Genomic DNA, 25,169 nt, shown 5'->3' with positions numbered 1-25,169 from the left:
GCAGGGTTTTTTGCAGCCAATTTTTAGAATTATTGTGTAAAAGGTCATTAGGGCAAATTTTAATGAGCTCCGATTTAGGTAAACGACTAAATAAATTTATCAGTGATACTGGGCTTTGTTCTAGACGCGAAGCAGATAAGCTTATTGAGCAAAACCGCGTTATGGTTAATGGAAGGGCCCCAGAACTGGGTACTAAAATCTTTTCTACCGATAAAGTCTTCGTCGATGGAAAAAGGGTGGGGGCGGTTGCAGAAGACAAGTCGGATCGCATCTATCTGGTTTATAACAAACCGATAGGCATTACCTGTACGACTGAACGCCATGTAAAAGGCAATATTATCGATGCGATAGGCCATAAGGAGCGAATTTTCCCTATCGGCCGTTTAGATAAACCATCAGAAGGACTGATTCTTCTAACCAGTGACGGCGATATCGTTAATAAAATTCTGCGTGCAGAAAATGCCCACGAAAAAGAATATGAGGTGACGGTAAATCAACCCGTCAGTGAGCGCTTTTTACAGAAAATGGCAAGGGGTGTTCCGATACTAGGAACAGTAACGAAGCCTTGTGTTGTACGACCGCGAGGGAAGTTCCAATTTACAATCATTCTCACCCAGGGCCTTAACCGACAAATTCGTCGCATGTGTGAGTTTCTAGGTTACGAGGTAACTAAACTTAAGCGTACTCGAATTATGCACTTCGAATTAGGCAGGCTGCGTTCTGGTCAATGGCGCGACGTGAGCGAGCAGGAACTTGCAACGTTAAATGCTGCTTTGAAGCATTCCACTAAAGCTGCTAAATCACCTGCGGTAAAAGGTAAGTAAGGCATGGGCTTTTCGTCGATGTGCCGGATGTATTCCAAGGTCCATATGAACAGCGGGTTGGCTCGTTGTTCACGTCGAAGCGACGATAGTGCCACTATTGTAAATCACGAAACTTAAGGATGAAATAAAATTACCGTGTTTTAGTACACGTTACGATTGCATTTTCCTCAACTGAATGACAAACGATGCAGCCAGCACCGATAATTGCGTTATCGCCAATTTCTACCCCACCGCAAATAGACACATTGGCCCCTATCCAGACATGGTTACCAATTTTGATAGGTGCACTTGTAACGCTGTTTGCTGTTTTTTCTAAAACTGTCGCTATTTTGCAATTTGGCCCAATAAGCACGTTCCGGCCAATGCTTACTGCGCTACTATCGTCTATCGTAACGTTGTGATTTATAAAAGTTTCAGCATCGATTTGGATATTGTTTCCATATACGCACTGAAAATGCGATTCTATAAAAAGCGGAAACTGGGCATTTATTAATTGGGCTATTATTCGTCTTCTTTCCTGGATAGCCTGTGGCGAAGATAAATTAAGCTGTTGAGATAACTTTTCACAGCGAAGTCTGTTTGAGAGATATGGTTCCTTTTGGGGGTCAAAACGTATCACTTGTCCTACATTTATAGATTGCTCAACCACATTTCACCTTTGACATTTCATCAATTTTGTTGATGATCGCATTAAATTTGTAATTTGATATTCTACCAAGGCGTTTTCTATGAAAGAAATTATTTTAATTCGCCATGGTAAGCCAGCAAGTGCGCATAATGAAAGAGTCAACGCTACAGGATTTGCAAAATGGGTACGGCAATATGATAAGGCTGAACTTGATGTAGATAGTCACCCTCACTTCACGGTAGATTTGACGAATCACTATATTATTGCAAGTAATTTAAAGCGGGCGCGGTTATCTGCCGAAAAGTATAGTAATAATCAGATAAGTGAAGTCAATTGCTTATTCCGAGAAATGGATATTCCCCGGTACAAACTGCCGTTTACACTTCGGGCTTGGAATTGGGTTTATCTCAATCGGGCATTGTGGATGGCCGGTAAAAAAGGCCCGTTTGAATCTTTCCAACAGGCTAAGGTTCGTGCACGGCTTGCTTCAGAATACCTTTGCGATTTGGCGCAGCAACAGCAACGGATAGCACTATTTGGCCATGCCATGACCAATCGAGTTCTTCGCCATAATTTGCGTCAGCAAGGCTGGTCGCTGGTGCAAAAGCAGGAGCAATTCTGGGGTGTGAGTAAATTGACTCGACCATAACAAACGGTACAACAGTGTGAGAAGAATAAAAAATAGTACACCCAAACATACCCTAAGAAGTGTAACCATAATTATTGGCTTTGCCTTCGTGCTTATGACACTCATTATTTTTTTGAATCGACCAGAGCCAGATTTTAAAGAAGCAATGTTGGAAAAACTGGCCGAGAAATTCGAGCGCAGCGTAATCAGTTCTTACTATCAATGGAAAGCCGAAAACCAGCCTGAAATGATTATGTTCGTTCACTATGACAATAACGGTAAAGAAACTGACCGCCGGCCAGTGAGAATTGCTCGCAATGGCTGGCCTAAAGTCAATCCAACCAGCGAAGGGTGTGAGGATTTGTGGCGGATGTTGCTAAATGTGCCTATGATCATTGACGGTTTTAAAGTTTTTGGCGAGTTCTTCCCAGGTAAGCTAGATGATGATGAGTTAATCAGCGCTCGCTGCCGTTTTCGGTTAAGCAGCGGACCGTATTTTGATTACCACATAGACAAGGGAACGGTGAACTTAGAGGCCCAATAACGGTACTAATTGAAAGTTTTGGGTAGTTACCATAGGTTGTAGAAAAAATAATTGGTTTTTATGCAGTTAGACGACCTGATTACTTGCCCAATAAAGCCCCCGTTGGTAAAGTGTGGGGATAACTATCTTTTTTGTTAATTAGCATTGCGATAACGGCAAGTTCACTAATTAGCACAGTTACAGGAAAGTACATTTCATGTTTAAAAAGCTTCGGGGCATGTTTTCAAACGATTTATCGATCGATCTTGGAACAGCGAATACCCTGATTTACGTAAAAGATCAGGGTATTGTTCTGAATGAGCCATCAGTAGTGGCGATCAGACAAGAGCGCGCAGCCGGTCCGAAAAGCGTGGCCGCCGTAGGGGCAGAAGCCAAACGTATGCTAGGTCGGACTCCAGGTAATATTCGTGCAATCCGTCCAATGAAAGATGGCGTAATTGCCGATTTTTATGTGACTGAAAAAATGCTCCAGCATTTTATTAAACAAGTACACGACAATAACTTCTTAAGGCCTAGTCCTCGCGTTTTAGTCTGTGTTCCATGTGGCTCTACGCAAGTCGAGCGCCGAGCTATTAAAGAGTCTGCACTGGGTGCTGGTGCACGCGAAGTGTATCTGATAGACGAACCCATGGCCGCAGCTATCGGCGCAGGTCTTCCTGTTTCAGAAGCAACCGGCTCTATGGTAGTAGACATTGGCGGTGGTACTACCGAAGTAGCGATTATTTCACTAAACGGCGTTGTATATTCCTCATCTGTGCGAATTGGTGGCGATAAGTTCGATGAGGCCATTATCAATTATATTCGGCGCAATTTCGGCTCACTAATTGGGGAAGCAACCGCGGAACGCATTAAACACGAAATTGGTGCAGCCTACCCTGGCGAAGAGGTACGTGAGATTGAGGTGCGTGGGCGTAACTTGGCTGAAGGGGTGCCTAGGGGTTTCACCCTTAATTCAAACGAAATCCTTGAAGCGCTGCAAGAGCCATTAACTGGGATAGTATCTGCAGTAATGGTCGCGTTAGAGCAATCACCACCAGAGTTGGCTTCTGATATTTCTGAGCGAGGCATGGTACTCACTGGAGGAGGTGCGTTGTTGAAAGATCTTGACCGCTTATTGATGGAAGAAACAGGCATTCCTGTGGTGGTAGCGGATGACCCGCTCACCTGTGTTGCACGCGGTGGAGGTAAAGCATTTGACATGATTGACCTGCATGGCGGCGATTTATTCAGTTACGAACAATAAGAAGAGCAACCGACAGGTTGCCTTCGTTTTTTCATGGATACTATATTCACCCGTGGTCCTTCGATCAATAGCCGCCTAGCGCTTACCCTCGCGTTATCGGTTATGCTGATCGTAATCGACCATAAATTCGATGGCTTTAATTCCACGCGGGTATATCTAAACTCCCTGGTAAGCCCAATCCAATATCTCGCTAATCTACCAAGTGTTATGTTGAGCGAAAGTGCCCAGCGTCTGACTTCCCACCAACAGTTGCGCTCAGAAAACGAACGATTAACTAACAAGCTTCTTATGATGAGTGAGCGCTTACAACGGTTCGATATCATTGAAGCAGAGAATAGTCAGTTACGTAAATTGTTAGATGCACCCGTTAAGCCAGAGATGCGTAAAACAGTGGCAGAGCTAATGGCAGTGGACAATAACCCATTCAGCCAGCAGATTTTGATTAACCGTGGGGCAATCGACGGCGTATTTCCGCTTCAATCGGTACTTGATGATCGTGGTATCGTTGGTCAGGTCATGGAAGTGGGAACAACAAATAGTCGCGTGCTACTTATTTCAGACGTGACACATGCAATCCCAGTGCGTTCTGTCCGTAATAACATTCGCTTTATCGCCAGTGGAAGTGGTTCCTTAGATGAACTTATTCTTGAGCATGTGCCCCATAGCGTGGATGTACAAGAAGGTGACCTATTGTTGTCCTCAGGCCTTGGGCAAGTTTTTCCTGAAGGATATCCAGTCGCTCGCGTTAACAAGGTCGTGCGTGACGAAAGTCTTCCCTTTGCAACCGTTACTGCGCAACCTTTAGCCCGTCTCGACCGGCTTAAATATTTATTGTTAATTTGGCCCCAAGCGCCGGTGGCAGACGACCAACCAAAAGAGGACCAGCCAACGGAAGCTGAACTAATAGAGGGAAATAAGCCGTGAAAGTGCAGTCTCGCTTTTATGTTATACCAGCTAGTTTGCTAATTGCGTTGGTTTTGCAAATAATGCCTCTACCAATCGAAGCTGACCTCTACCGGCCAGATTGGGTATTGATTGTGCTGGCGTATTGGTCAATGGCATTACCAAACCGGGTTAATGTAGGAATTGCCTTTATTACCGGTTTGGCGATGGACATACTGTTGGGCACAGCTATCGGAATACACAGCTTTGCATTAAGCGTTTCCGTTTGGGTACTTGTCGCTAATTATCAACGCTTACGTAATTACTCAGTATGGCAACAGGCTATTGTTATTGGGCTGCTCAGTGCTCTGTACCACCTCTTGGTCTTTTGGCTGCAACATTTACTCACCGATATCTATTTTCTGTTTGACTATCTATGGCCTACGTTTACTTCGATGTTATTGTGGCCGTGGATTTTCTGGCTGCTGCGCAAATCTCGTCGCCAGTTTCGTGTTACTTAAAAGGAGCACTTATTTATGCAGCCTGAACTTATTTTGGCTTCTGCTTCTCCTCGACGAACCGCGCTACTCTCCCAAATTGGTATTCGTCATAAGGTTAAGGCAGTAAATATAGACGAATCCTCGTTGCCTAAGGAAACGCCTATGCAGCAAGTGTTGCGCTTGGCGGAACAGAAGGCACACACAGCGTTGGATACACTTACAGCGGATAAAAAGGCAGGGACTGTCGTACTGGCCTCTGACACCTTAATTGCACTTGATGGCAAGAGTCTTGGTAAACCCGGTAATCAAGCCGAATGTATTACTATGCTCTCTTCTCTGTCGGGAAAGGAACATGAAGTGTTAACAGCAATCTGCGTGTGTTCAGCTGAGGTTAAAAAAAGCCAGTGTATTAATACCAAAGTACAATTCGCTCACTTGACCCATGAAGAAATGGTCGCATACTGGCGCACTGGGGAGCCGGCGGATAAAGCAGGAAGCTACGCTATTCAAGGTATAGGTGGTCAGTTTGTAAAAGCCGTTAATGGCAGTGTAAGTGCAGTAATTGGTTTACCCTTGTATGAAACCAAACAATTACTAAAAGAATTTGGAGTGACGCCGTGAGTGCGGAACTATTAATAAATGTAACCCCCTCGGAATCGCGTGTCGCGTTAATCGAGAATGGTATCTTGCAGGAAGTGCACGTTGAGCGGCATACCAAACGTGGCTTGGTTGGCAATATTTATCGCGGGAAAGTAAGTCGAGTGCTACCTGGCATGCAGGCAGCTTTTGTGGACATAGGTTTAGAAAAAGCCGCCTTTTTACACGCTTCAGATATTGTCATTCATAGTGAAATTGTGGGCGAAGTGAATACCAGCGATATAGCTAAACACGATATCCGTGATCTGGTCAAAGACGGCCAGGACATTGTCGTTCAGGTAGTGAAAGATCCTATTGGCACTAAAGGGGCAAGGTTAACTACTGACATTACTATACCTTCACGTTATTTAGTTTTTATGCCCAGTGTGACTCACGTAGGCGTTTCCCAACGCATTGAGGACGAATGCGAACGGGAAAGGTTAAAATCACTGGTGCAGGAGTTTTGTGATGATGAAGGGGGCTTCATTCTGCGGACTGCTGCAGAAGGGGTTAATCATGAGGAATTATCTCAGGATGCCGCTTTTTTAAGACGCTTGTGGAATAAAATTCAGCAGCGTATGCAGCGTAAGAAGTCAAATGTACTATATGAAGATCTCCCGTTAGCTCGCCGCGTGCTTAGAGACTTCGTCGGCACCGAGTTAGACCGTATTCGCAACGACTCCAAACTTTCGCATCAAGAATTAGGGCAATTTACCAAAGAATACGTACCGGAATTAAGCAGCAAATTGGAATATTATACCGGTGAACGTCCTATCTTTGATTTATATGACGTAGAGAACGAGGTACAACGAGCGTTAGAGCGACGGGTAGACCTTAAGTCAGGCGGCTATCTTATTATTGATCAAACCGAAGCAATGACCACCATAGATATTAATACTGGTGCGTTCGTAGGTCATAGAAACCTTGAAGAAACTATTTTTAATACGAATATTGAGGCAACACAGGCGATCGCGCGCCAGTTACGGCTTCGTAATTTGGGCGGAATGATTTTAATTGATTTCATCGATATGGTGGACGCCGATCACAAACGTCGCGTGTTACATAGCCTGGAAGTGGCTACCAGTAAAGATCGCGCTAAAATCAACATACATGGGTTTACGGCTTTGGGACTAATAGAAATGACCCGTAAACGCACTCGCGAGAGTCTAGAACATGTGCTTTGTGGCGAATGCCCAGTGTGCAAAGGAAGGGGTTCAGTCAAAACCATTGAAACGATCTGTTTTGAAATTATGCGCGAAATTGTGCGTGTAAATCGCGCGTACGATGCAGATAAGTTCGTGGTCTACGCCTCACCTAAAGTTGCAGACGCATTGTTGGGAGAGGAATCCCACATGTTGGCTGAGCTTGAAGTTTTTGTTAGCAAGCAAATTAAAGTTCAGACCGAAACACTATATAACCAGGACAAATACGACGTAGTAATGATGTAGGTACCTGTGTGAGAAAAGTTATGCAAATTGCTTCAATGTTACTTAGAAAGTTATGGGTAACGTTAGCGATTTTATTAGTTGTGTTTGCGGTTGTTCTAAGTGTATTACGCTACACACTTCCCCATATCGAGCATAAAAAACATATGCTGGAAGATTATGCGCGTGAAATCTACGGCGTAGAATTATCAATTGAAAGCGTGCACGCCGTTTGGGAAAGTGACGGGCCGAGTATCGTTCTTACGAATGTCGCATTAGAACAAAATGAGTCTTCACCCGTTGCCTTAAATATTGAAAATGTTTTTGTCCAGTTCAATCTTTGGCAATCGATATTATCGGGCAAGATAAGTTCCGAACAGTTTAATTTAGACGGGTTGCGGCTAACTATCAATATGGAGCAAGCCCCTCAATCGGATAACGATTTTCCCATTGTCGGTGCTTTAAAAAGTTTATTTTTGGAGCAGCTCAAAAGCTTTTCATTACACGATGGGAAAGTGACGCTAGCGCGCAAAGAGAGTGAGCGAACCTTTAATATAAAACACCTTTCCTGGTTGAATAATCACAGGTTTCACCGAGGGGAAGGGCAGGTCAGTGTTGAAACGTTAACCCGCAATACCGCCACCTTCTTAATTGATTTGGAGGGTAGTAAAGATAACTTGTCTGGAATGTTATATGCCAGAGGGGATGATTTAGATATTTCTCCCTGGGTTTCACACCGCTTGGCCGTTACAAGGCCACTGACGCAAAGTAAAACAAACTTAGAGTCCTGGATCTCAATCAAAAATAGTAAAATTGACCGTGTTGTCGTTGATTTTCATGAAAGCCTGCTCGAGTGGGGAGGGAACGACGAACAGACATTTTATTCTGGGGTGATGGGGGGAAGTTTTCAAGCGTTGCCCGATGCAACAGGCTGGAACTTTCGCGTTGATCGTCTCATATTCAACGCCAATAACGAGAGTATAGTGACAGACCTGGTCGGGCACTATAATAATAATGGCGACATTGTCATAAATACCATTAAGCCGGTGGCCGTCAACCCGTTTGCGAGTATGCTGCCGCTGCTAATTAGCGACACCCAGGACAATAATTTTACAAACCTTAATCCCCAGGGCCAGATAGCTACGTTACAGTTTCAGTGGAAAAATAGTCAACCTTACTTGGCTGCTAAAATACTTGACGTAAGTTGGGAACAGCAAGGTCAACTGCCAGGAGTTGATTCGCTCGATTTGGATGTACAGTGGCATGGAACTACTGGGTTTATAAGGCTTAAAGCTGAACAATCCACCTTACTGGTCGACGACAATTTTTCACAGAACCTGCCTATTAATTCTCTCAATGCTAAGCTTTACATTTATGAACAATCAAATAGTTGGGTGGTCAGTAGTAGTCAGCTTACGATCGTCAGTGAACCACTGGTCATAGAACAGGCATTTAATCTGCGGTTAAATGATATGCACTTAGCGTATCAGGCGAATTTAAGTGACGTGCCTTTAGCTAAAGTCAGCTCATTTTTTCCTGCGGTCACAATGGGTAAAGATACGGCACAATATCTCACTGCTGCGCTCGCTGGTATCGGCAATGTGGAATCAGCTCGCGTCCTTTGGCATGGCCATCTAGAGCAATTTCCTTTTAAAAATAACAATGGCATATTTCAAGCAGCGGTGGATATTAAAGATAGCCATCTTTTATTCTCCGATGACTGGCCAGTGTTGACAGACCTCAATCTTACCCTTTTGTTTGAAAACGCTGGCCTTACCATGCACGCTCCTTTCGCAAAATTGCAAACGATTGATGTGGCCGGGCTTAGGGCAGAAATTCCCGATATGCTCGCAAGCAATCCAATGCTAACTATTCAAGCCCAGGGAAAAGGTACCGGCACGGCGTTGGCATCACTAATGATGCAAAGCGAGCTAAAAAAGTCGTTGGGTACGCTGTTTAGTAACGAGGTGATGATAGATGGACCTATCACTGCAGATTTAAATTTACGTATACCGTTAAGTGATACCGGCGAATTCGTTGCCGCGGGTGAAGTTAATATAAAAGAGAGTGCGGTTACCATTGATTCTGTAGGCTTAATACTTAATCAAGTTAACGGCCAGGTGTCTTTTGTTAATGATGTGGTCACAGCCTCTGCACTGGACGCTAATATATATAATCAGCCAGTTACTATCGATTTCAAGGGGAGAAATGACGAAGACAGTTATCACGTAGGAATTCAGGCAGCGGGTGAAGCTAACATTCAGGAAGTGCTCACAACTTTGAATTCGCCCTTAGTTGATTACTTTAAGGGGGCTGCCCCGGTCAATGCAAAAATAGACCTGACGTTGCCTGAAGAAGGTTTCGTTTACCAAGCAGAAATCACAGCTGACCTATTGGCGGTGGCTTCATTAATGCCTGCACCGCTGGATAAAAATCTAAACATTAACGAACCGTTAAAAGTGGAAGTTGAAGGTAATGAGCATTCTTCCTTAGTAATGGCTACTGTGGGCCAAACTGTACAATTTGATGGTGTGTTAAGCCACTCCCTGAAACAATTTACTCGAGCTCATGTTTCGTTAGGGGAAAGTGATTTTATTAGTCAAGGTTTAGGCTTAAGTATTGTTGCCAATGTCGATTCGCTTGATGCACACGCATGGTACGACTTTGTTAGCGCGTTAACTGAGCACAGTGAATCATCAACCACACCACTTTTTACTTTGCCTGAACGAATCTATCTTAATGCAAAAGAAGTGAAGTTAGCGGGGATCACTTTATCGAACGTAAAGTCGGTAACTAGACAAAAAGACAATAATTGGTATATCGACCTCCAATCAAAGCAAGCTAGTGCGCAAATTAATCTATCTGATGATTGGCTGGGAAGAGGAATTTACGTCAATGCAGATTTTATTCAGATAGACGACTGGAAGGTATCGGATACAGACTCTCCTACACAGTGGCGCGCTGAATCAATGCCACCACTTTATTTCTATTGTAAACAATGTCGATACGCTGATAAACAGCTAGGCGAAGTCACGCTTGCTATGGCTAAGATGCCGGAGGGCATGTCTATTCGAACACTGAGAGCTGAAGGTAAGCACGGCGTAATTTCGGCAACGGGAAGCTGGGTCGACAACGACGAACGAAGCGAAACTAACCTCAGTGGTCAAATAAGCAGCGACGAAATTGGACTGATGCTTAGTGACTTTGGCATCGATACGGGCATCAAAGATTCGGAAGCTGATTTAAGCTTTACTCTGAATTGGGCTGATTCTCCGATGGACTTTTCTGTCGCTAATTTAGGTGGGGAGGTAAAATGGGAATTAACCGACGGCTACCTGAGCGAATTGAGTGACAAAGGCTCCCGTCTATTTACTTTGTTCAGCTTAAATTCGCTTATTAGAAAGCTTAGCTTGGATTTTAGAGATGTATTTGCCAAAGGATTCTTTTATGATGAAATCCACGGGAGTATGCAAATTGGTAATGGGAAAGCCGTTACTCGTGATACTGAAGTAGACGGGGGGGCTGGTGAAATAACCATCAATGGCTATACCGATTTGGTGAAAGAACAACTCAATTATCGAGTATCTTTTGCACCGAACGTGACAGGGAATTTACCATTTTTAGTTTATTTCTTAGCCACGCCCCCCACGGCTCTGGCTGCTTTAGCACTTGATCAAATGCTAACGTCCGCAAAAGTAATATCCAATGTGAATTACAGAGTTACGGGTACAATTAGTAATCCTGTTTTCGAAGAAGTCGGCCGAGACAGCAAAGACGTGCCATTACCAGCAAGGAGTGAACCGACTGGTAAAAATGACACGATTGAACAAGAGCTGGACCCGGTTAAACTGGAGGTGAATAATGGTTAATCTTTGTGCAGTGCAAATGACGTCTAATCCTGATATGGACGCAAATTTTGCATGGATAGACAAACAGCTTTCAGCAGCATCTGGAATTAAGAACGCACTCGTCGTATTGCCCGAATGTTTCGCATTTTTTGGTGACAGTGATAAAGCAATGTTGGACAAAGCAGAGCCTCTGGGTGAAGGCCCGATCCAACAACGTATAGCCGACTTAGCGCAAAAATATCAATGTTACATAGTGGGCGGCACCATTCCGATTAAAACAGAAAGTCCGGATAAATTTGCCGCCTCATCGCTTCTGTTTTCTCCAAATGGCAACAGGTTAGCAGATTATCAAAAAATACATTTATTTGATGTGGCAGTAGTAGATAACACCGGTAGTTATCAGGAATCCAAGCACACCCTGGCAGGTAATCAAATAGTGACCGTAGACACAGAAATAGGACGTATTGGGATGGCAGTATGTTATGATGTGCGTTTTCCTGGTCTTTTTTCTGCCATGGGCGATATAGATATTTTAGTATTGCCTGCTGCTTTTACCCGCGCGACGGGGAAAGCTCACTGGCATACACTTTTACGCGCCAGGGCAATTGAAAAACAATGCTTTGTGGTAGGTGCAAATCAATGCGGTACCCATGCCAACAACCGCAAAACCTATGGGCATAGTCTCGTTTATTCTCCATGGGGAGACGTGCTAGTAGAGCGACCTGATGACCCAGGCCTGGCAATTGCCGAATGCGACTTAAGAGAGCGTGATACGCTGAAGCAGCGCATGCCGCTGACCGAACATAATCGATTTAGGAGTTACATCGTCGAATGACGCTTGCAACCAACGTAAGACAACATTTACTTCATGATTCAGGCTTAGAGATTAACGATCTCGAGCGTGCATTAGCTTCAATTTATCACCATGATAATGACTTTGCTGATCTTTATTTTCAATCAAGTCAGCATGAAAGCTGGGTACTGGAAGACGGTATCATCAAAGAAGGAAGCTATAGCCTCGAACGGGGCGTCGGCGTGCGGGCTGTGAGTGGTGAAAAAACAGGGTTTGCCTACTCAGATGAAATTAGTAACGAAGCGCTAATTAAGGCTTGTGAAGCTGCCCGAAGCATATCTACTGAAGGTGGCAAGCATAAGGTGACGGGATTAAAATCGGCTAACTTCGCCTCCCGTTATCAGGCCGACAATCCCATTTTAGGCATGGAAGATGCTGAGAAAATTGCTTTGTTACGGGCCGTAGACGCTTATATTCGCAAGCAGGAGCCTGGAATCAATCAGGTGGTCGTTAGCTTAAGTGGGGTGTATGAAGAAGTCCTGATAGCAGCTACCGATGGGACACTTGCCACTGATATTCGCCCCTTAGTTCGCTTAAACTGTTCTGTGTTGATCGAAAAAGGTGACCGTCGTGAGCGCGGCAGCGCAGGAGCGGGAGGGAGACACACCTATACGTTTTTCCAAACTGATGAAGACGGTCAGCCGCTTTACGAAAAACTGGCAGAGGAAGCACTTCACATGGCACGCATAAATATGCAAGCCATAGCATCACCCGCTGGAAGCATGCCCGTTGTGCTAGGTAATGGTTGGCCAGGGGTATTGTTGCATGAAGCGGTAGGACACGGATTAGAAGGAGACTTCAATCGTAAAGGAGCCTCTACATTTAGCGGTCGCATCGGTGAACGTGTCGCCGCCAAAGGGGTGACGGTGGTGGATGATGGAACATTGGCAGACCGTCGCGGTTCACTGTCGGTCGATGACGAGGGCACACCTACACAACATAACGTGCTAATTGAAGATGGTATTCTTAAAGGCTATATGCAAGATAAACTAAATGCCCGTTTAATGAAGGTTAAGCCAACTGGAAATGGTCGTCGTGAATCCTTTGCTCATCTTCCTATGCCCCGCATGACCAATACATATATGCTTGCAGGTCAGTATGCAAGAGACGAGATAATTGCCTCTATTGATAAAGGTATTTATGCACCTAACTTTGCCGGTGGGCAGGTAGATATCACTTCGGGTAAATTTGTGTTCTCTAGCGCAGAAGCTTATTTAATTGAAAATGGCAAAATCACTGCGCCTGTGAAAGGGGCTACGTTAATTGGAAACGGTCCCGAAGTGATGCAAAAAATTTCAATGATTGGGAATGACGTTGCACTGGATCGCGGTGTAGGCGTGTGCGGCAAAGACGGTCAGAGCGTACCCGTAGGGGTTGGGCAACCTACGCTGAAAATTGATGAGCTAACGGTAGGTGGAACGGCGTAATGCTGTTTCTCCTACCTTATTCTATCTATTGGCAACAATGAACGTACAGCGCTCAAAGGAGAGTGCGTAAAGTCTATTGCAAATAAAATAGACCGCGCCTGCTTTCTGGGACGTGACGCTTAAATTTGACTCCCCCGTTTCGTTGCCTTAGTTTCGCGAAACTTTCTAGATCGCGTTTAACAAGAACAGAAAATTCTCGGACAGAAGGGGCGTCCGTTTGCACCGCTGGTCATGTCTAGCCACCTATAGTACTTTTTAAATATTGAAATAATTCGCGGTAGGCTTTTGGCGGTGCCGATTTTTCCTTTTCTTTTTTAATTTGGCGGTGAAATTGTCTCAACTTCTGCCTATCTAACTCAGGGTACGTTTCCAACAACGCCTGTATGGCAGTATCACCCTGATTCGCTATATCTTCGCGCGCTTTTTCTAAAGCGTGAAATTCGCTATTTTGTTGCGCATGCTTTTGATTAAGCATCGCCATGGCTTGCTCTATTTCTTCAGTGTCTCGGTGCCTTAATAACTTTCCAATGAATTGTAATTGACGCCGATACCCGTCTTTTTTACGATTAATTTTTCTCGCCACAGCAACGGCATCGGCCAGCTCATCATCAAGCGGTATCGTAGCAAGTTGGGCTGGGGTCAAATGTACCATGTCTTCGCCAAGCTTTTGTAAAGCTGCTGACTTGCGCTTAAGTTCCGATTTACTTAACGGTTCTAATTCATCTTCAGGTGAATGGGAGGAATTATCATCCCATTCAGAATATTCATTCCGGTGAGTCATTTGTCACTCATAAGTGTTACACTTCTTAGTAATATTGTGACACATACCATTTGATAGCGAAACAAAGTATGCAAATAGAACAGCAGATTGCTGAGATTCAGGAAGTAGTGGCTGACGCATTGAAGATGGCTCAGCAGAAAGGCGCGACACAGGCCGAGGCGAGTATGTCGAAAGTACAGGGAATAGCCGTTTCGACCCGACTGCGTGAGGTTGAGAATGTTGAGTTTACTAATGATGGTGGTCTCGGCATCAGCGTTTATGTGGGTAAACACAAAGGCAGCGCTTCAACAGCAGATTTGAGTAAGAGTGCATTGCAGTTAACGGTAGAGAAGGCCGTTGATATAGCTCGTTATACCAATGAAGACCCCTGTGCAGGGTTGGCAGACAAAGACCTTATAGCCACAGAGTTTCCAGATTTAGATCTGTATCATCCGCAAGAATTGGATACTGAAAAAGCTATCGAAATTGCATTGGAAACAGAAGCCGCTGCACTGGACTTCGATAAGCGTATTGTGAATTCTGATGGAGCTTCATACAACGCCAACCTGGGAATGCGTGTGTATGGCAACACCCATGGAATCAATACAGGCTATCCCAGCAGTCGTTACAGTTTGAGTTGTATGATGATCGCGTCGGATGATAACGATATGCAACGTGATTACGCGTATTCAGTCGATCGAAAGGCTAGCCGCTTATATTCGCCCAGACGAGTAGGAGAAGAGGCTGCTAAAGCCACGGTAGACCGTTTGGGGGCGCGCAAAATTAAAACCGCTAATGTGCCTGTGATATTACATCGTGATCTAGCATCCAGTTTGTTCGGCCATCTGGTAAGTGCAATCAGCGGTGGTAGCTTATATCGCCGTTCCAGTTTTCTATTGGATAAGTTGGGCCATCAGTTATTTCCCGAATGGTTAACCATAGAAGAAAAGCCTCATATCAAATCTGCGCTAGCCAGCTCCAACTTTGATCATGAAGGGGTCGCAACCAAAGATATGACAATTATTGACGGCGGCAAACTAGCCACCTACCTTTATACGACCTATTCAGCTAGAAAGTTAGATACTAAAAGTAACGGCCACGCGGGTGGGATCCACAACTGGATTGTGGGCAATTCCGGCCATAGCGATGAAGCTTTGTTAAAAGAGATGGGAACAGGGTTATTAGTCACTGAGCTGATGGGACAAGGCGTGAACATTGTCACTGGCGACTATTCTAGGGGCGCAGCAGGTTATTGGGTAGAAAATGGTGTAATTCAATATCCGGTACATGAAATCACGATAGCAGGAAGCCTTATGGAGATGTTCGCAAACGTCAGAGCCATAGGCTCGACCCCCGATACGCGGGGCAGCGTACAAACAGGGTCGGTATTAATTGACAATATGCGTGTTGCGGGAAATTAGACCAGGCACATGCACCGGCTACTAGGCCGGTGCATAAAGTGACCCATCGCTTATTGGGCAAAGTCAGCACAAACGATACGGTTGCATCATTGGAGGTTCTAACCACGTTAGTCAGGATAAATATTCGTTAATAAATGACTTTCGTTGTTCTTGGTATTAGTTCAAAAATGCATTCTTTACTAAATAAAGGATCATAAATTCCGCCCTGATGATTGCTTAGTCACTAAGCTAGCTACTATTTTTAGACACTATCTCACACATTCACCTGCTTAGGATCCGAATGTAGACGTTGCACAAGATAATTGAATACAGACACTACGAATACCTTCAGGTTACCAGCGTAAATGCTCGCTGTGCGATAACTACGTGTCTACCTACTTCAACCGCCCGTATAATGCCGCTCTCGTGATGAAAAAGTATAAACAGAGTTAGAATAACGCTGTGTGATACAACACTTACAGCTAAGCGGTACGATAAGCATCAGAAACGTAATTTTCAGCCTCCCCATGAGCAATAACAAGCAATTACAATTCAGCGTGCAGAATTACTGTAATTCTGTATTTATCAGTCGATAATTATGCAATAAAAAGCGGTGTCAGTTTTCTCGAAAGAAGAAACTATTGGATAAACAGATAGGATTCGATGTGTATGCCATAGTTTCGAGTGACACAATGGCGACAGGCTGTTTTTTTAGACAAACGGCCAATTTCAGCATGCTGTAGGGGTTAAGCAATAACGGCGAGTATGTAGATAACTTTACGGTTACGTACTTTGCCAAAGAATATGAGAAAAACACAGAAATTAAGTTGAAATGTAAGGCTGGTAAGGGAATTGAAGTTATCGGAGGAGGCCAAAGCCGAAATAGAAAAGTCGTGGTTACTTATACTGGCGTTAATTAATAGAAAGGCCATGTGGGCCGAAAACACACATGGCCTATCTCGATTAGGCGTCTACCGAACCACAGAAGCGATATCCTTCACCGTGAATAGTCACAATAAGTTCCTGATCACCTGGGTCAGATTCAAAATGCTTACGGATGCGACGGATGGTTACATCGACGGTGCGATCATTAGGACGTAATTCACGACCTGTCATTTCCATAATTAACTGTTCACGGGTTAGTATCTTTCCCGGATTATTCAAAAACAAGTGAAGGGCACGAAATTCACTTCGCGGCAACCTGAACTCTTTTCCACTAGGAGAAATCAATGAGCGACTGTCGCCGTCCAATGTCCAGCCGTTAAAGCTAACGCGGCTTGGTAAATCATCGTCTTCGGCGGAATTTGTGGTTCTGGCCAATAGATTGCGCGCTCGGATAGTTAATTCGCGTGGATTAAACGGCTTGGTTAGATAGTCGTCTGCACCAATCTCCAAACCTAGTATTCTATCTACATCATTATCGCGGCCCGTTAAAAAGATAAGACCTACGTTTTTACGGTCACGTACTTCGCGCGCCAGAATTAAACCATTCTTACCAGGCAGGTTAATATCCATGATCACCAGATTAATGGTGTTGTTTTCGAAAAAGTCATGCATCTGATCACCGTTTTCGGCTTCGAAAACATTATAGCCTTCAGCCTCAAAAAGGCTTTTTAGGGTGGTACGGGTGACCACCTCGTCTTCAACAATTAATATATTAGGCGTCTGCATGCTGTTTCACACTCTTTTACAATGATTTAAGTCTTAAGTCGGTGATGGATCAAATTTTAATAGCCGTGGGCTGGTTTGCAAGTTTCTACGGCAACTAAGTCAAAAGTAATTGGGGCCTGTATTAAAATAACAAGGTTTATTGAAGCAAATTCAACGTCTCTCTTGATTTAGAACTGGTTACCGGGAATACAATGACAAATTCTACGCCATGTCCCTCTTCGCTGGAAAGAGAAATTGTACCATTAAGTGCCTGAGTCACTAAATTATAAACTAAATGCATTCCTAAACCAGATCCACCTTGCCCGCGCTTTGTGGTTACAAAGGGGTCGAAAATTCGTTTGCGTATATCATCGGGAATGCCCCTACCATTGTCACGGTAGACTATTTTTAATTTATTCGCAGACATCATTTGCGCTGAAATTTCGATGTGTCCAGATTCGATATCTTCGAACCCGTGGATAATCGAGTTCATTATTAAATTGATAATGATTTGATTTATGGGGCCGGCTTTGGTGTCAACAACCAAATTTGGATCAACATCGATATCAATTTTATGTTGTACTTTCTTAAGCCTAGGACGCAAAGATAAAAGAATTTCACTAATAAGCTGGGATACGCACACTGCACGACTATTTTCACTGGTCTGATCGACAGCTACTTGTTTGAAACTTGAAATTAATTCGGCCGCACGATTTAAATTGCGATAAATAATATTAAGATTTTCCTGACTTTCGGCAAGAAATTTCGCCATGGTACTGGCTTTTAAAGTCTTGTTCTCAAACTGCTCCTGAATCGTGTCAATTCTATCAAGCATCATAGTGGAGGCGGTGACACCTAAACCAATGGGCGTATTGACTTCATGGGCCACCCCGGCAACCATATCCCCTAACGACGCCATTTTTTCATTTTGCACAATCTGGCGCTGGAATTGATGCAGCTTCTCCAGGGTTTGGATAAGCTCTTGGTTAGCATCTTTCAGAGCCAGTGTTCGTTGGTTAACCATGTCTTCTAATCGTGTATTCAACTCACGATGTTGTTCCTCGGCAGCCTCCTGTTTTTGCATGGTTTCCTGAATACGCCCTAGCGTAATATTAACGGCTTTAGCAAGAATGTTGAGCTCTTTTATTCTCGAACTATCCGCTCTGGCAGAATAATCTCTTTTGCGCGAAGTTGACTGTAAAAAATCAGCTAAATATTCAATTGGCTCGGTGATAAAGCGTTGCAGCTTCAGTGTCAAGATTAACCCTACCACTAACATGATTAACATCACTGACAGGTTTAAAAAAATAGCATTGCCTACCATTTTGTTAAAACTTGCAGCAGACGCTTTAACGAAAACGTAGCCAATAGTGCCACCCGACTCGCGGATAGGAAGGGTTACATCCAGCGAGTCGCCATCGAAACGCGCATGACGAATTTGGTTGAAAATGCTAGCAGGCGGAATAATCGGTGCAGCAGCAGAGTGGGTAAATTCGGCAAAGCGTGTAGGTTGCTTGCCGTCAGGTGTAGGGGTTCCTTGATAAACGACTACGTTTTGCAGAATATTTGCAGCCTCTAATGTTTTCAATCGAGCATTTGCTTCTTCAGACTTCATCGTTCTTAAATAATAACCAGCGTTATGGCTGATAAGCTCAGCAAGCATAATGACTTGATTCGCCAGCTCCTGACGATAATTTTTAATTTGCGAATACATGGATAGACTGGATGAGAATACCAGCGTGAAGGTGATAATGAGCATTACCACCCAGAGAAACAAGCTGCGAATGGAAAACTTAACGTTTGATTCAGTCATTAATTATTATTACGTTAAACATAACTTTATTGCAGGATTTTCACTTATAGTGGCCTATTAATGAGAAAAAGTAAAAGGAGTCGCCCTAAGCATTTACATGCAACCCGTTATATTATTTTCCCTCCTTCATTTTTCTCACTACACTCTGGTAGAGTTCTGCGTAACGTGCTGCTGCTGCATCCCAGGTGAAGCGTGTTTGCATCCCTCTTATTTGCATTTGTTTAAAATCTTGCGGGTATTCGTAGTAATAAAGCAGCGCGCGGCGAATACAGGCCAGTAAGGCGTGAGGGGTAGGATCATCAAACACAAAACCGGTGGCTCCGTGTTTGTCCTGATTTATATCTACCACGGTATCTTTCAAACCACCGACTGCCCGGACAATCGGTATAGTGCCATACGCCAGGCTGTACATTTGGTTCAGTCCGCAGGGCTCAAATTGCGACGGCATTAGGAAGTAATCTGCGCCCGCTTCAACTAAATGGGCGTGCTTAGTACTGAACCCGTTGATAAATTTGAATTTAACTGGATGATGTTGAGCAAACTCGTCTAAGTCCATGCACACTTCTGGATCGCCAGTTCCGACTATAACTATCTGAACTTGATGATGCATCAAGTCATTTAATATGGGCAACAGATAGCCAAACCCTTTTTGTTCGGTCAGCCTACATACCATGCCAAGTAAAGGGATATTTTGTTTTTCAGGTAGTGAAGCAAGTTTTTGTAGCGCTGCTTTGCTCGCAGTTTTAGCATGGAGGGTATCCACCGAGTAGTTTTCTGGTAAATAGTGATCATGCTCAGGATTCCACTGACTATAGTCACAACCGTTTAGAATGCCGATCAAATCCTTTTGCCTGGCTACTAGACGATCATGTAACCCGTGGCTACCCAAATTGGTTAATAATTCTTGGGCATAAGTCGGACTGACAGTGGTAATTTGGGTGGCAAATTCAATTCCCGATTGCAGCATATTTATATAGCCACCATGCACCTGCGACATAATACTGGGATGGTGACGTAAGAAGGGGATACTTTCCAGGCGATGGACCCCTTGAAATGCGGCGTTGTGAATAGTAAAAACCGTCGCAGTATCGTCAAAGTAACCGCTATGATCGAAACTCATTAAGAAGGGCAGCATGGCAGTATGCCAATCATGGCAATGTATTACGTCTGGTTGGAATCCGATTGATTGCAACATATTCAATACGGCTCCACAGAAAAAACTGAAGCGTTCGCCGTTGTCGTTATAAACGTCATAACCATTGCTATAAATACCTTCACGAGCAAAGTATTCGGGGTAGTCAATAAAGTAGACGTTAATATCGTTCCAGTTAAGCTGTTTTACATCGAAATGATATACCTGACTTTGGGTAAATAATGTTTGTTGAGAACACGCAGAAGCAAGCTTTGCCGGGGCCATTTCAAGTTGATTCGCAATAGCCAGATAGTAAGGCATTATAATAATGACATTGTGTCCGGCTTCTTTCAAAGCAAGAGGAAGGGCTTTACCAACGTCAGCCAGTCCACCGGTCTTGACCAGGTCTTCTACTTCTGAAATGGCAAATACAATGTTCACAATCGCCCCTCAAGATGAGTAAAACAATAGAATTGAGCTAATAGCACTCTCGCAGTGTATCGAAGCAGTATAGATCGCGCTACGGATAAATCCTGTTTGGCTATTCTTTTACTGCTCGATAAACCGAAAAACGACTCGTTTGCGCCAATGTTTGCACATGCGAAAATACTTCGCCTAATAACCCAGGGTAGGGTAGGAAACGATTGGCGACCATATGCAAACTTCCGTTACGAGGAAGTAGGCGTGCTGCATCAGCAATAAACCGTTTTGTCACTGAATAATCCGTTTTAATACCCGTGTGGAAAGGGGGGTTAGTAACAATGTTATTAAATTGTTCATCCACACCGTGTAACCCATTGGCGGCCATTACTGTTCCGGTCAATTCACTTTCCGCTAATGTGTGTGCAGTGCTGTATAAAGCTAATGCGCTGACATCCAGATACGAAATATTCAAGTGGGGAAACTGACGTTTAAGTATGCACCCGATAATTCCAGCGCCACACGCGAAATCAAGAATATTGCCGCGTAAATTCGACGGCAGTTTCTCGAGCAGTAGCTGGGTACCTTCATCTAGCGCTTCATGGCTGAATACCCCGGGCAAACTGGCAATAGTAGCTGCCTGACCATTAATATTGATATCAAAATAGCTCAGCCATTGATTGATATCAAAACTAGGTTGCTGGTGGGTAATTTCACATCTAAGCAAACTACAGTGGCGGGCAGAATCTACCTTCTCTACCTCTCCTACGGAGTTAAGTAATTTGCCGGCACTTTTAATGCCACCTTTATTCTCGCCCACTACATAAATACTTCCGCTACCGTTGACGAGCGATGCAGCCATTTTTATCAGCATGGAATAGTGCGCTTTTGCCTTTGGCAGGTAAATGACAATATTGTTGTAATGCTGCGGTAAGGTTAAAAACGGAGCGAAGTAGTGGTGGTGTTTGTTAATTTTCTGCTGACTGAAAATGCCCGTAGAGGTGTTTAAAATATCTCTGCTGTCTAAGATCGTATAGGGTATTACGCGCGCACTTTCAGCGTAAATATCGTAATACTGATGAAGAACGTCGACAGAGAGATGACTTAGTTGATCGGTAAAATACGCGTCAGCGGGGTTTATAATTAACCAACCATCATCTTTAAATACATCGATGTTTCTTTCTAGCAATTGACTGGGTGCACTTAACATTATTCTGTTCTCTCAAATACTAAGTCCCATACTCCATGGCCTAATTTTTGGCCGCGCACTTCGAACTTAGTAATGGGGCGGTATACTGGACGCTCTACAAAGTCCCCCGACAATGAAGTATTGACGAACCCCGGCGCGTTTTGCATAACCGTAAGCATATGTTCCGCGTAATTTTCCCAGTCCGTTGCCATATGAAATACGCCGCCAATTGCCAGCTTCTCTTTTATCATCGCCACAAATTCAGGCTGCACAATGCGACGTTTATGATGACGTTTTTTGTGCCATGGATCAGGAAAGTAAAGTTGAACCCGTTGTAAACTGGCATCGGGGATCATGTGCTTGAACACTTCAACCGCGTCATGCTCCATTACGCGCAAATTTTTCAGACCATTTTCTACCGCATCGTTTATACATGAGCCCACACCTGGGCGATGTACCTCTATGCCGAGAAAGTTTGTATCGGGAGCCTCTGTGGCCATTTGCACCAGTGACTTACCCATTCCAAAACCAATTTCTAATACGACTGGACCACGCTGTTTAAATACTTCTTCAAAGTTAAGAAGTTCGGCTCGGTAGTCAATACCCATCGCCGACCAATTTTCTTCAATCGCCCGTGCTTGAGCATTAGTTAATCGGCCTTCACGTTTTACAAAGCTTTTTACCTTACTGACATACACACCTGCGGCTTCAGCTTCTGCCTGACTTTTAAATTGCTTCATTGTCAACTCACTACCTTCTACAATCTCGCTGCGGCATTATCCAGCCTCTATAACGCTTTGCAATAATAACCTTTTAATATAGCAACAAATCAGCGAATAATTTGGCTCACCCTGTGCTTTGCATGAGTAATTGGGCTATTCGTTGAGGATATTCCAACGGCATCATATGTCCAGCTTTGCGCATAATATGCAGTGTTGCAGGTTTAATTAATTGATGTTCCGTTACTAAGGTATCTATCGGAGCAACTTTATCTTCATCCGCTGCAATGAAAGTAATCCGTGTGCCTAGAGATGCGATGCTTTTTAGTAAATTTTCCCGGGGGGTGGTGGCTTGCGTATGAGCAATAAGGGTGGATTTACCTAGATCCTTTGCCATTTCAAGTACTGGCTCAGCCACCGCTGAATCCGCTAATCTCAACGGGTGCACCAAGCGTGATAGAAACGCATTGTCTGGCTTAAAAGTATTGCTTTTTAGGTACTTAAGCATATCCGACCGACGCGCGACTTCTTCTTGTGATAAGCCGCTTAGGCTGTATCCAATCAGCGTAAGCGAGGCGACTTTCTGGCTATTTTCGCTTGCCCATTTAGCCGCAATATAACCGCCCATAGAAAATCCAACAAGATGCACCTTCTCGTCAGGTAACACCCTGTCAGAGGTAAGCTGTAACATATCTGACAAAGAGTTTGCCCACTGCAAAGGAACATAGCGGCGGTTAATGTGTGTCATGTTCCGCCAAGCAGGTAACCAAAGACGCTCGTCGCAAAGCGTACCAGGTAAAAACAGCATGGGTGTTTGCATAAGTCTCATTTGTTCCTGAATTAATAATTATACCCATCCACAATGCTGTGCAGTCACTCTTCTTCTAACTAATATGAAAGGCTTCAGCATTCTGAACTTTTTACCAGTTTGACCCAATTAAATGGATTTCTCTATGTCGGAGTTGCCCACCCATCAATGTGGATTGATATTAATCATGGTATCATGCGCGCTCTGTTTGGTTGTAGCCATACTCGCATTAACTCTATGTCAGATACATTTACTCAAAAGGTTCTCAACTGGTTTCACCAGCATGGTCGCAAACACCTGCCATGGCAGCAAGATATTAACCCCTATCGGGTGTGGGTATCGGAAATAATGTTGCAACAAACGCAGGTTGCTACGGTAATACCGTATTTCGAACGGTTTATGAAAAGCTTTCCTGATGTGCTCAGCTTGGCAAGCGCCAAGGAAGATAACGTGCTTCATCATTGGACGGGACTGGGATATTACGCGCGGGCCAGAAATTTACACAAAGCAGCAAAGGTTATTTCTAACGAATATGCGGGGGAATTCCCGACAGAAATTGACCAAGTAATTGCGCTACCTGGAATAGGGCGTTCAACTGCAGGCGCGATATTATCAATTGCAGGTGGACAAGCGCATCCCATTTTAGATGGCAACGTCAAACGTGTACTTGCTCGCTTTTATGCTATTGAAGGCTGGCCGGGAAACAAAAAGGTAGAGCAGTCTTTGTGGGACGTGGCAGAACGGCATACACCTGACAAACAGTGTGCACGATACACGCAGGCGATGATGGATTTAGGCGCTATGGTGTGCACGCGTTCCAAACCAGACTGCGATCACTGTCCCTTGCAGAATGGATGTTTGGCATACGCTCAAGGCGCCCAAAATGAATTTCCTGGAAAGAAGCCAAAGAAAGCACTACCCCAACGCAAAACATGTATGGTCGCTCTGAGCTTTCAGAATCAGATACTGTTAAAAAAGCGACCTCCAAGCGGATTATGGGGGGGGTTGTTTGGGTTTATTGAAGGCGCTTCTTTGCAAGACGTGATCACGTCTTACGATATACAGGAATATAGAGAAATATCCCTAACGCCTTTTATGCATACGTTTAGCCATTTTCAGCTGCACATTACACCAGTATTTATTGAACTGGGGCAGCCTCTTCTACTTGGGGTTGCTGAAGACAATTCGCGTTGGTTTGATATACTAGAGCCCATTGAAGTAGGGTTGGCGGCTCCAACTCAGAAAATCGTGAATGAAATAAAGTCATTACGATAACCAAAATTATTGAAGGCACACATAATGAGCAGAACCGTTTTTTGTCAGCATTTAAATAAAGAAGAAGAAGGTTTAGATTTTCAGCTTTACCCTGGCGACTTAGGTAAGCGCATTTTTGACAACATTTCAAAGCCGGCGTGGGCCGAATGGCAGAAAAAGCAAACCATGCTCATAAACGAAAACAAACTCAATATGATGGACCCACAAGCGCGAAAATTTTTGGAAGAACAAATGGAAGCGTTTTTATTTGAAGGTCAAGAACCCACAATTGAAGGGTATGTGCCGCCCAAAGCCTAAAAATTTAACAAAAAATAAGCAGTTGATTCATGTTTCGTGAAAATAAGTGGAAAAACGGTTGACTTGTGACGCGGAAATCCGTTTAATACGCACCCACGACGCAGTAGGCAATAAGCCTTACGCGCAACCAGATTTGCCCAGATAGCTCAGTCGGTAGAGCAGCGGATTGAAAATCCGCGTGTCGGTGGTTCGATCCCGCCTCTGGGCACCATTCTTAGAAGCCTCGCATTAGCGGGGCTTTTTTGATCTTGTAATTCGACAGTGTCGGT

Annotated in this window: 22 protein-coding genes and 1 tRNA gene; 15 read left to right on the top strand and 8 right to left on the bottom strand. The window is 44.1% G+C overall.

The annotated features are described in order from the left end of the window. Nucleotides 1–62: 62 nt before the first annotated feature. Entirely contained in the window at nt 63–824 is a 762-nt protein-coding gene (locus OPS28_RS04375) for a pseudouridine synthase (RefSeq protein WP_265608227.1), read from the top strand. 130 nt (nt 825–954) lie between these two features. On the opposite strand, the gene OPS28_RS17055 is transcribed toward OPS28_RS04375, so the two are convergent. Further along, nucleotides 955–1,473, bottom strand: coding sequence for a DapH/DapD/GlmU-related protein (locus tag OPS28_RS17055; RefSeq protein ID WP_265608226.1), 519 nt, complete (start codon nt 1,471–1,473; stop codon nt 955–957). Nucleotides 1,474–1,552: 79 nt separating this feature from the next. Here OPS28_RS17055 and OPS28_RS04365 point away from each other — a divergent pair, with 79 nt between their 5' ends. From OPS28_RS04365 to tldD, 10 genes are all read left to right on the top strand, one after another. Next, on the top strand, nt 1,553–2,101 hold the full coding sequence (locus OPS28_RS04365) for a histidine phosphatase family protein (RefSeq protein ID WP_265608225.1): 549 nt from the start codon (nt 1,553–1,555) through the stop codon (nt 2,099–2,101). Between the two features lie 16 nt (nt 2,102–2,117). Next, nucleotides 2,118–2,624, top strand: a complete 507-nt coding sequence (locus OPS28_RS04360) for a hypothetical protein (RefSeq protein WP_265608224.1) — start codon at nt 2,118–2,120, stop codon at nt 2,622–2,624. Between the two features lie 196 nt (nt 2,625–2,820). Further along, the gene (locus OPS28_RS04355; protein ID WP_265608223.1) at nt 2,821–3,867 is read left to right on the top strand and encodes a rod shape-determining protein; all 1,047 of its coding nucleotides are present in this window, start codon (nt 2,821–2,823) and stop codon (nt 3,865–3,867) included. A gap of 33 nt (nt 3,868–3,900) precedes the next feature. Beyond that, on the top strand, nt 3,901–4,791 hold the full coding sequence (gene mreC / locus OPS28_RS04350) for a rod shape-determining protein MreC (RefSeq protein WP_265608222.1): 891 nt from the start codon (nt 3,901–3,903) through the stop codon (nt 4,789–4,791). Nucleotides 4,792–4,793: 2 nt separating this feature from the next. Then, a complete protein-coding gene (gene mreD / locus OPS28_RS04345) occupies nt 4,794–5,270 on the top strand; it encodes a rod shape-determining protein MreD (protein WP_265608378.1) in 477 nt (158 codons plus the stop codon). Nucleotides 5,271–5,285: 15 nt separating this feature from the next. After that, complete coding sequence (locus OPS28_RS04340) at nt 5,286–5,870, top strand: Maf family protein (RefSeq protein ID WP_265608221.1); 585 nt, start codon at nt 5,286–5,288, stop codon at nt 5,868–5,870. Next, nucleotides 5,867–7,333, top strand: coding sequence for a ribonuclease G (gene rng / locus OPS28_RS04335; RefSeq protein WP_265608220.1), 1,467 nt, complete (start codon nt 5,867–5,869; stop codon nt 7,331–7,333). The genes OPS28_RS04340 and rng overlap by 4 nt, the downstream gene beginning before the upstream one ends. Nucleotides 7,334–7,341: 8 nt before the next feature. Further along, nucleotides 7,342–11,178: a YhdP family protein gene (locus OPS28_RS04330; RefSeq protein ID WP_265608219.1), complete on the top strand. Its 3,837-nt coding sequence runs from the start codon at nt 7,342–7,344 to the stop codon at nt 11,176–11,178. Next, the gene (locus OPS28_RS04325) at nt 11,171–11,992 is read left to right on the top strand and encodes a carbon-nitrogen hydrolase family protein (protein ID WP_265608218.1); all 822 of its coding nucleotides are present in this window, start codon (nt 11,171–11,173) and stop codon (nt 11,990–11,992) included. The genes OPS28_RS04330 and OPS28_RS04325 overlap by 8 nt, the downstream gene beginning before the upstream one ends. Further along, nucleotides 11,989–13,437 carry a metalloprotease TldD gene (gene tldD, locus OPS28_RS04320; RefSeq protein WP_265608217.1) on the top strand — a complete coding sequence of 483 codons (1,449 nt, stop codon included), beginning with the start codon at nt 11,989–11,991 and terminating at the stop codon, nt 13,435–13,437. Before OPS28_RS04325 ends, tldD begins: the two co-directional genes overlap by 4 nt. 235 nt (nt 13,438–13,672) lie before the next feature. On the opposite strand, the gene yjgA is transcribed toward tldD, so the two are convergent. After that, nucleotides 13,673–14,218, bottom strand: coding sequence for a ribosome biogenesis factor YjgA (gene yjgA, locus OPS28_RS04315; RefSeq protein ID WP_265608216.1), 546 nt, complete (start codon nt 14,216–14,218; stop codon nt 13,673–13,675). A gap of 68 nt (nt 14,219–14,286) precedes the next feature. Here yjgA and pmbA point away from each other — a divergent pair, with 68 nt between their 5' ends. Continuing rightward, complete coding sequence (gene pmbA, locus OPS28_RS04310; protein ID WP_265608215.1) at nt 14,287–15,618, top strand: metalloprotease PmbA; 1,332 nt, start codon at nt 14,287–14,289, stop codon at nt 15,616–15,618. Nucleotides 15,619–16,560: 942 nt separating this feature from the next. Here the strand turns inward: pmbA and arcA are convergent. From arcA to OPS28_RS04280, 6 genes are all read right to left on the bottom strand, one after another. Beyond that, the gene (gene arcA, locus OPS28_RS04305) at nt 16,561–17,268 is read right to left on the bottom strand and encodes a two-component system response regulator ArcA (protein ID WP_265608214.1); all 708 of its coding nucleotides are present in this window, start codon (nt 17,266–17,268) and stop codon (nt 16,561–16,563) included. Nucleotides 17,269–17,404: 136 nt separating this feature from the next. Then, nucleotides 17,405–19,060 carry a sensor histidine kinase gene (locus tag OPS28_RS04300; protein ID WP_265608213.1) on the bottom strand — a complete coding sequence of 552 codons (1,656 nt, stop codon included), beginning with the start codon at nt 19,058–19,060 and terminating at the stop codon, nt 17,405–17,407. Between the two features lie 112 nt (nt 19,061–19,172). Then, nucleotides 19,173–20,633, bottom strand: a complete 1,461-nt coding sequence (gene glgA, locus OPS28_RS04295) for a glycogen synthase GlgA (RefSeq protein ID WP_265608212.1) — start codon at nt 20,631–20,633, stop codon at nt 19,173–19,175. 100 nt (nt 20,634–20,733) lie between these two features. Beyond that, nucleotides 20,734–21,822 (bottom strand): methyltransferase, encoded by a 1,089-nt coding sequence (locus tag OPS28_RS04290; protein WP_265608211.1) that lies wholly within the window; start codon nt 21,820–21,822, stop codon nt 20,734–20,736. Beyond that, nucleotides 21,822–22,541 carry a tRNA (guanosine(46)-N7)-methyltransferase TrmB gene (gene trmB, locus OPS28_RS04285; protein ID WP_265608210.1) on the bottom strand — a complete coding sequence of 240 codons (720 nt, stop codon included), beginning with the start codon at nt 22,539–22,541 and terminating at the stop codon, nt 21,822–21,824. The genes OPS28_RS04290 and trmB overlap by 1 nt, the downstream gene beginning before the upstream one ends. A gap of 106 nt (nt 22,542–22,647) precedes the next feature. Beyond that, on the bottom strand, nt 22,648–23,349 hold the full coding sequence (locus tag OPS28_RS04280) for an alpha/beta fold hydrolase (RefSeq protein ID WP_265608209.1): 702 nt from the start codon (nt 23,347–23,349) through the stop codon (nt 22,648–22,650). A 216-nt stretch (nt 23,350–23,565) separates the two neighbouring features. Between OPS28_RS04280 and mutY the strand changes: the two genes are divergently transcribed. The 3 genes from mutY to OPS28_RS04265 all read left to right on the top strand — a co-directional run bounded on the left by mutY (nt 23,566) and on the right by OPS28_RS04265 (nt 25,111). Further along, on the top strand, nt 23,566–24,603 hold the full coding sequence (gene mutY / locus OPS28_RS04275; protein ID WP_265608377.1) for an A/G-specific adenine glycosylase: 1,038 nt from the start codon (nt 23,566–23,568) through the stop codon (nt 24,601–24,603). 24 nt (nt 24,604–24,627) lie between these two features. Beyond that, entirely contained in the window at nt 24,628–24,900 is a 273-nt protein-coding gene (locus OPS28_RS04270) for an oxidative damage protection protein (protein ID WP_265608208.1), read from the top strand. Between the two features lie 135 nt (nt 24,901–25,035). Next, nucleotides 25,036–25,111, top strand: a tRNA-Phe gene (locus OPS28_RS04265). Nucleotides 25,112–25,169 lie beyond the last annotated feature (58 nt).

The organism is Alteromonas sp. ASW11-130, assembly GCF_026183735.1.
Classification (GTDB): Bacteria; Pseudomonadota; Gammaproteobacteria; order Enterobacterales; family Alteromonadaceae; genus Alteromonas.
The sequence above is the reverse complement of the archived record's forward strand: the minus strand, read 5'-3'. Positions and strand labels throughout refer to the sequence as shown.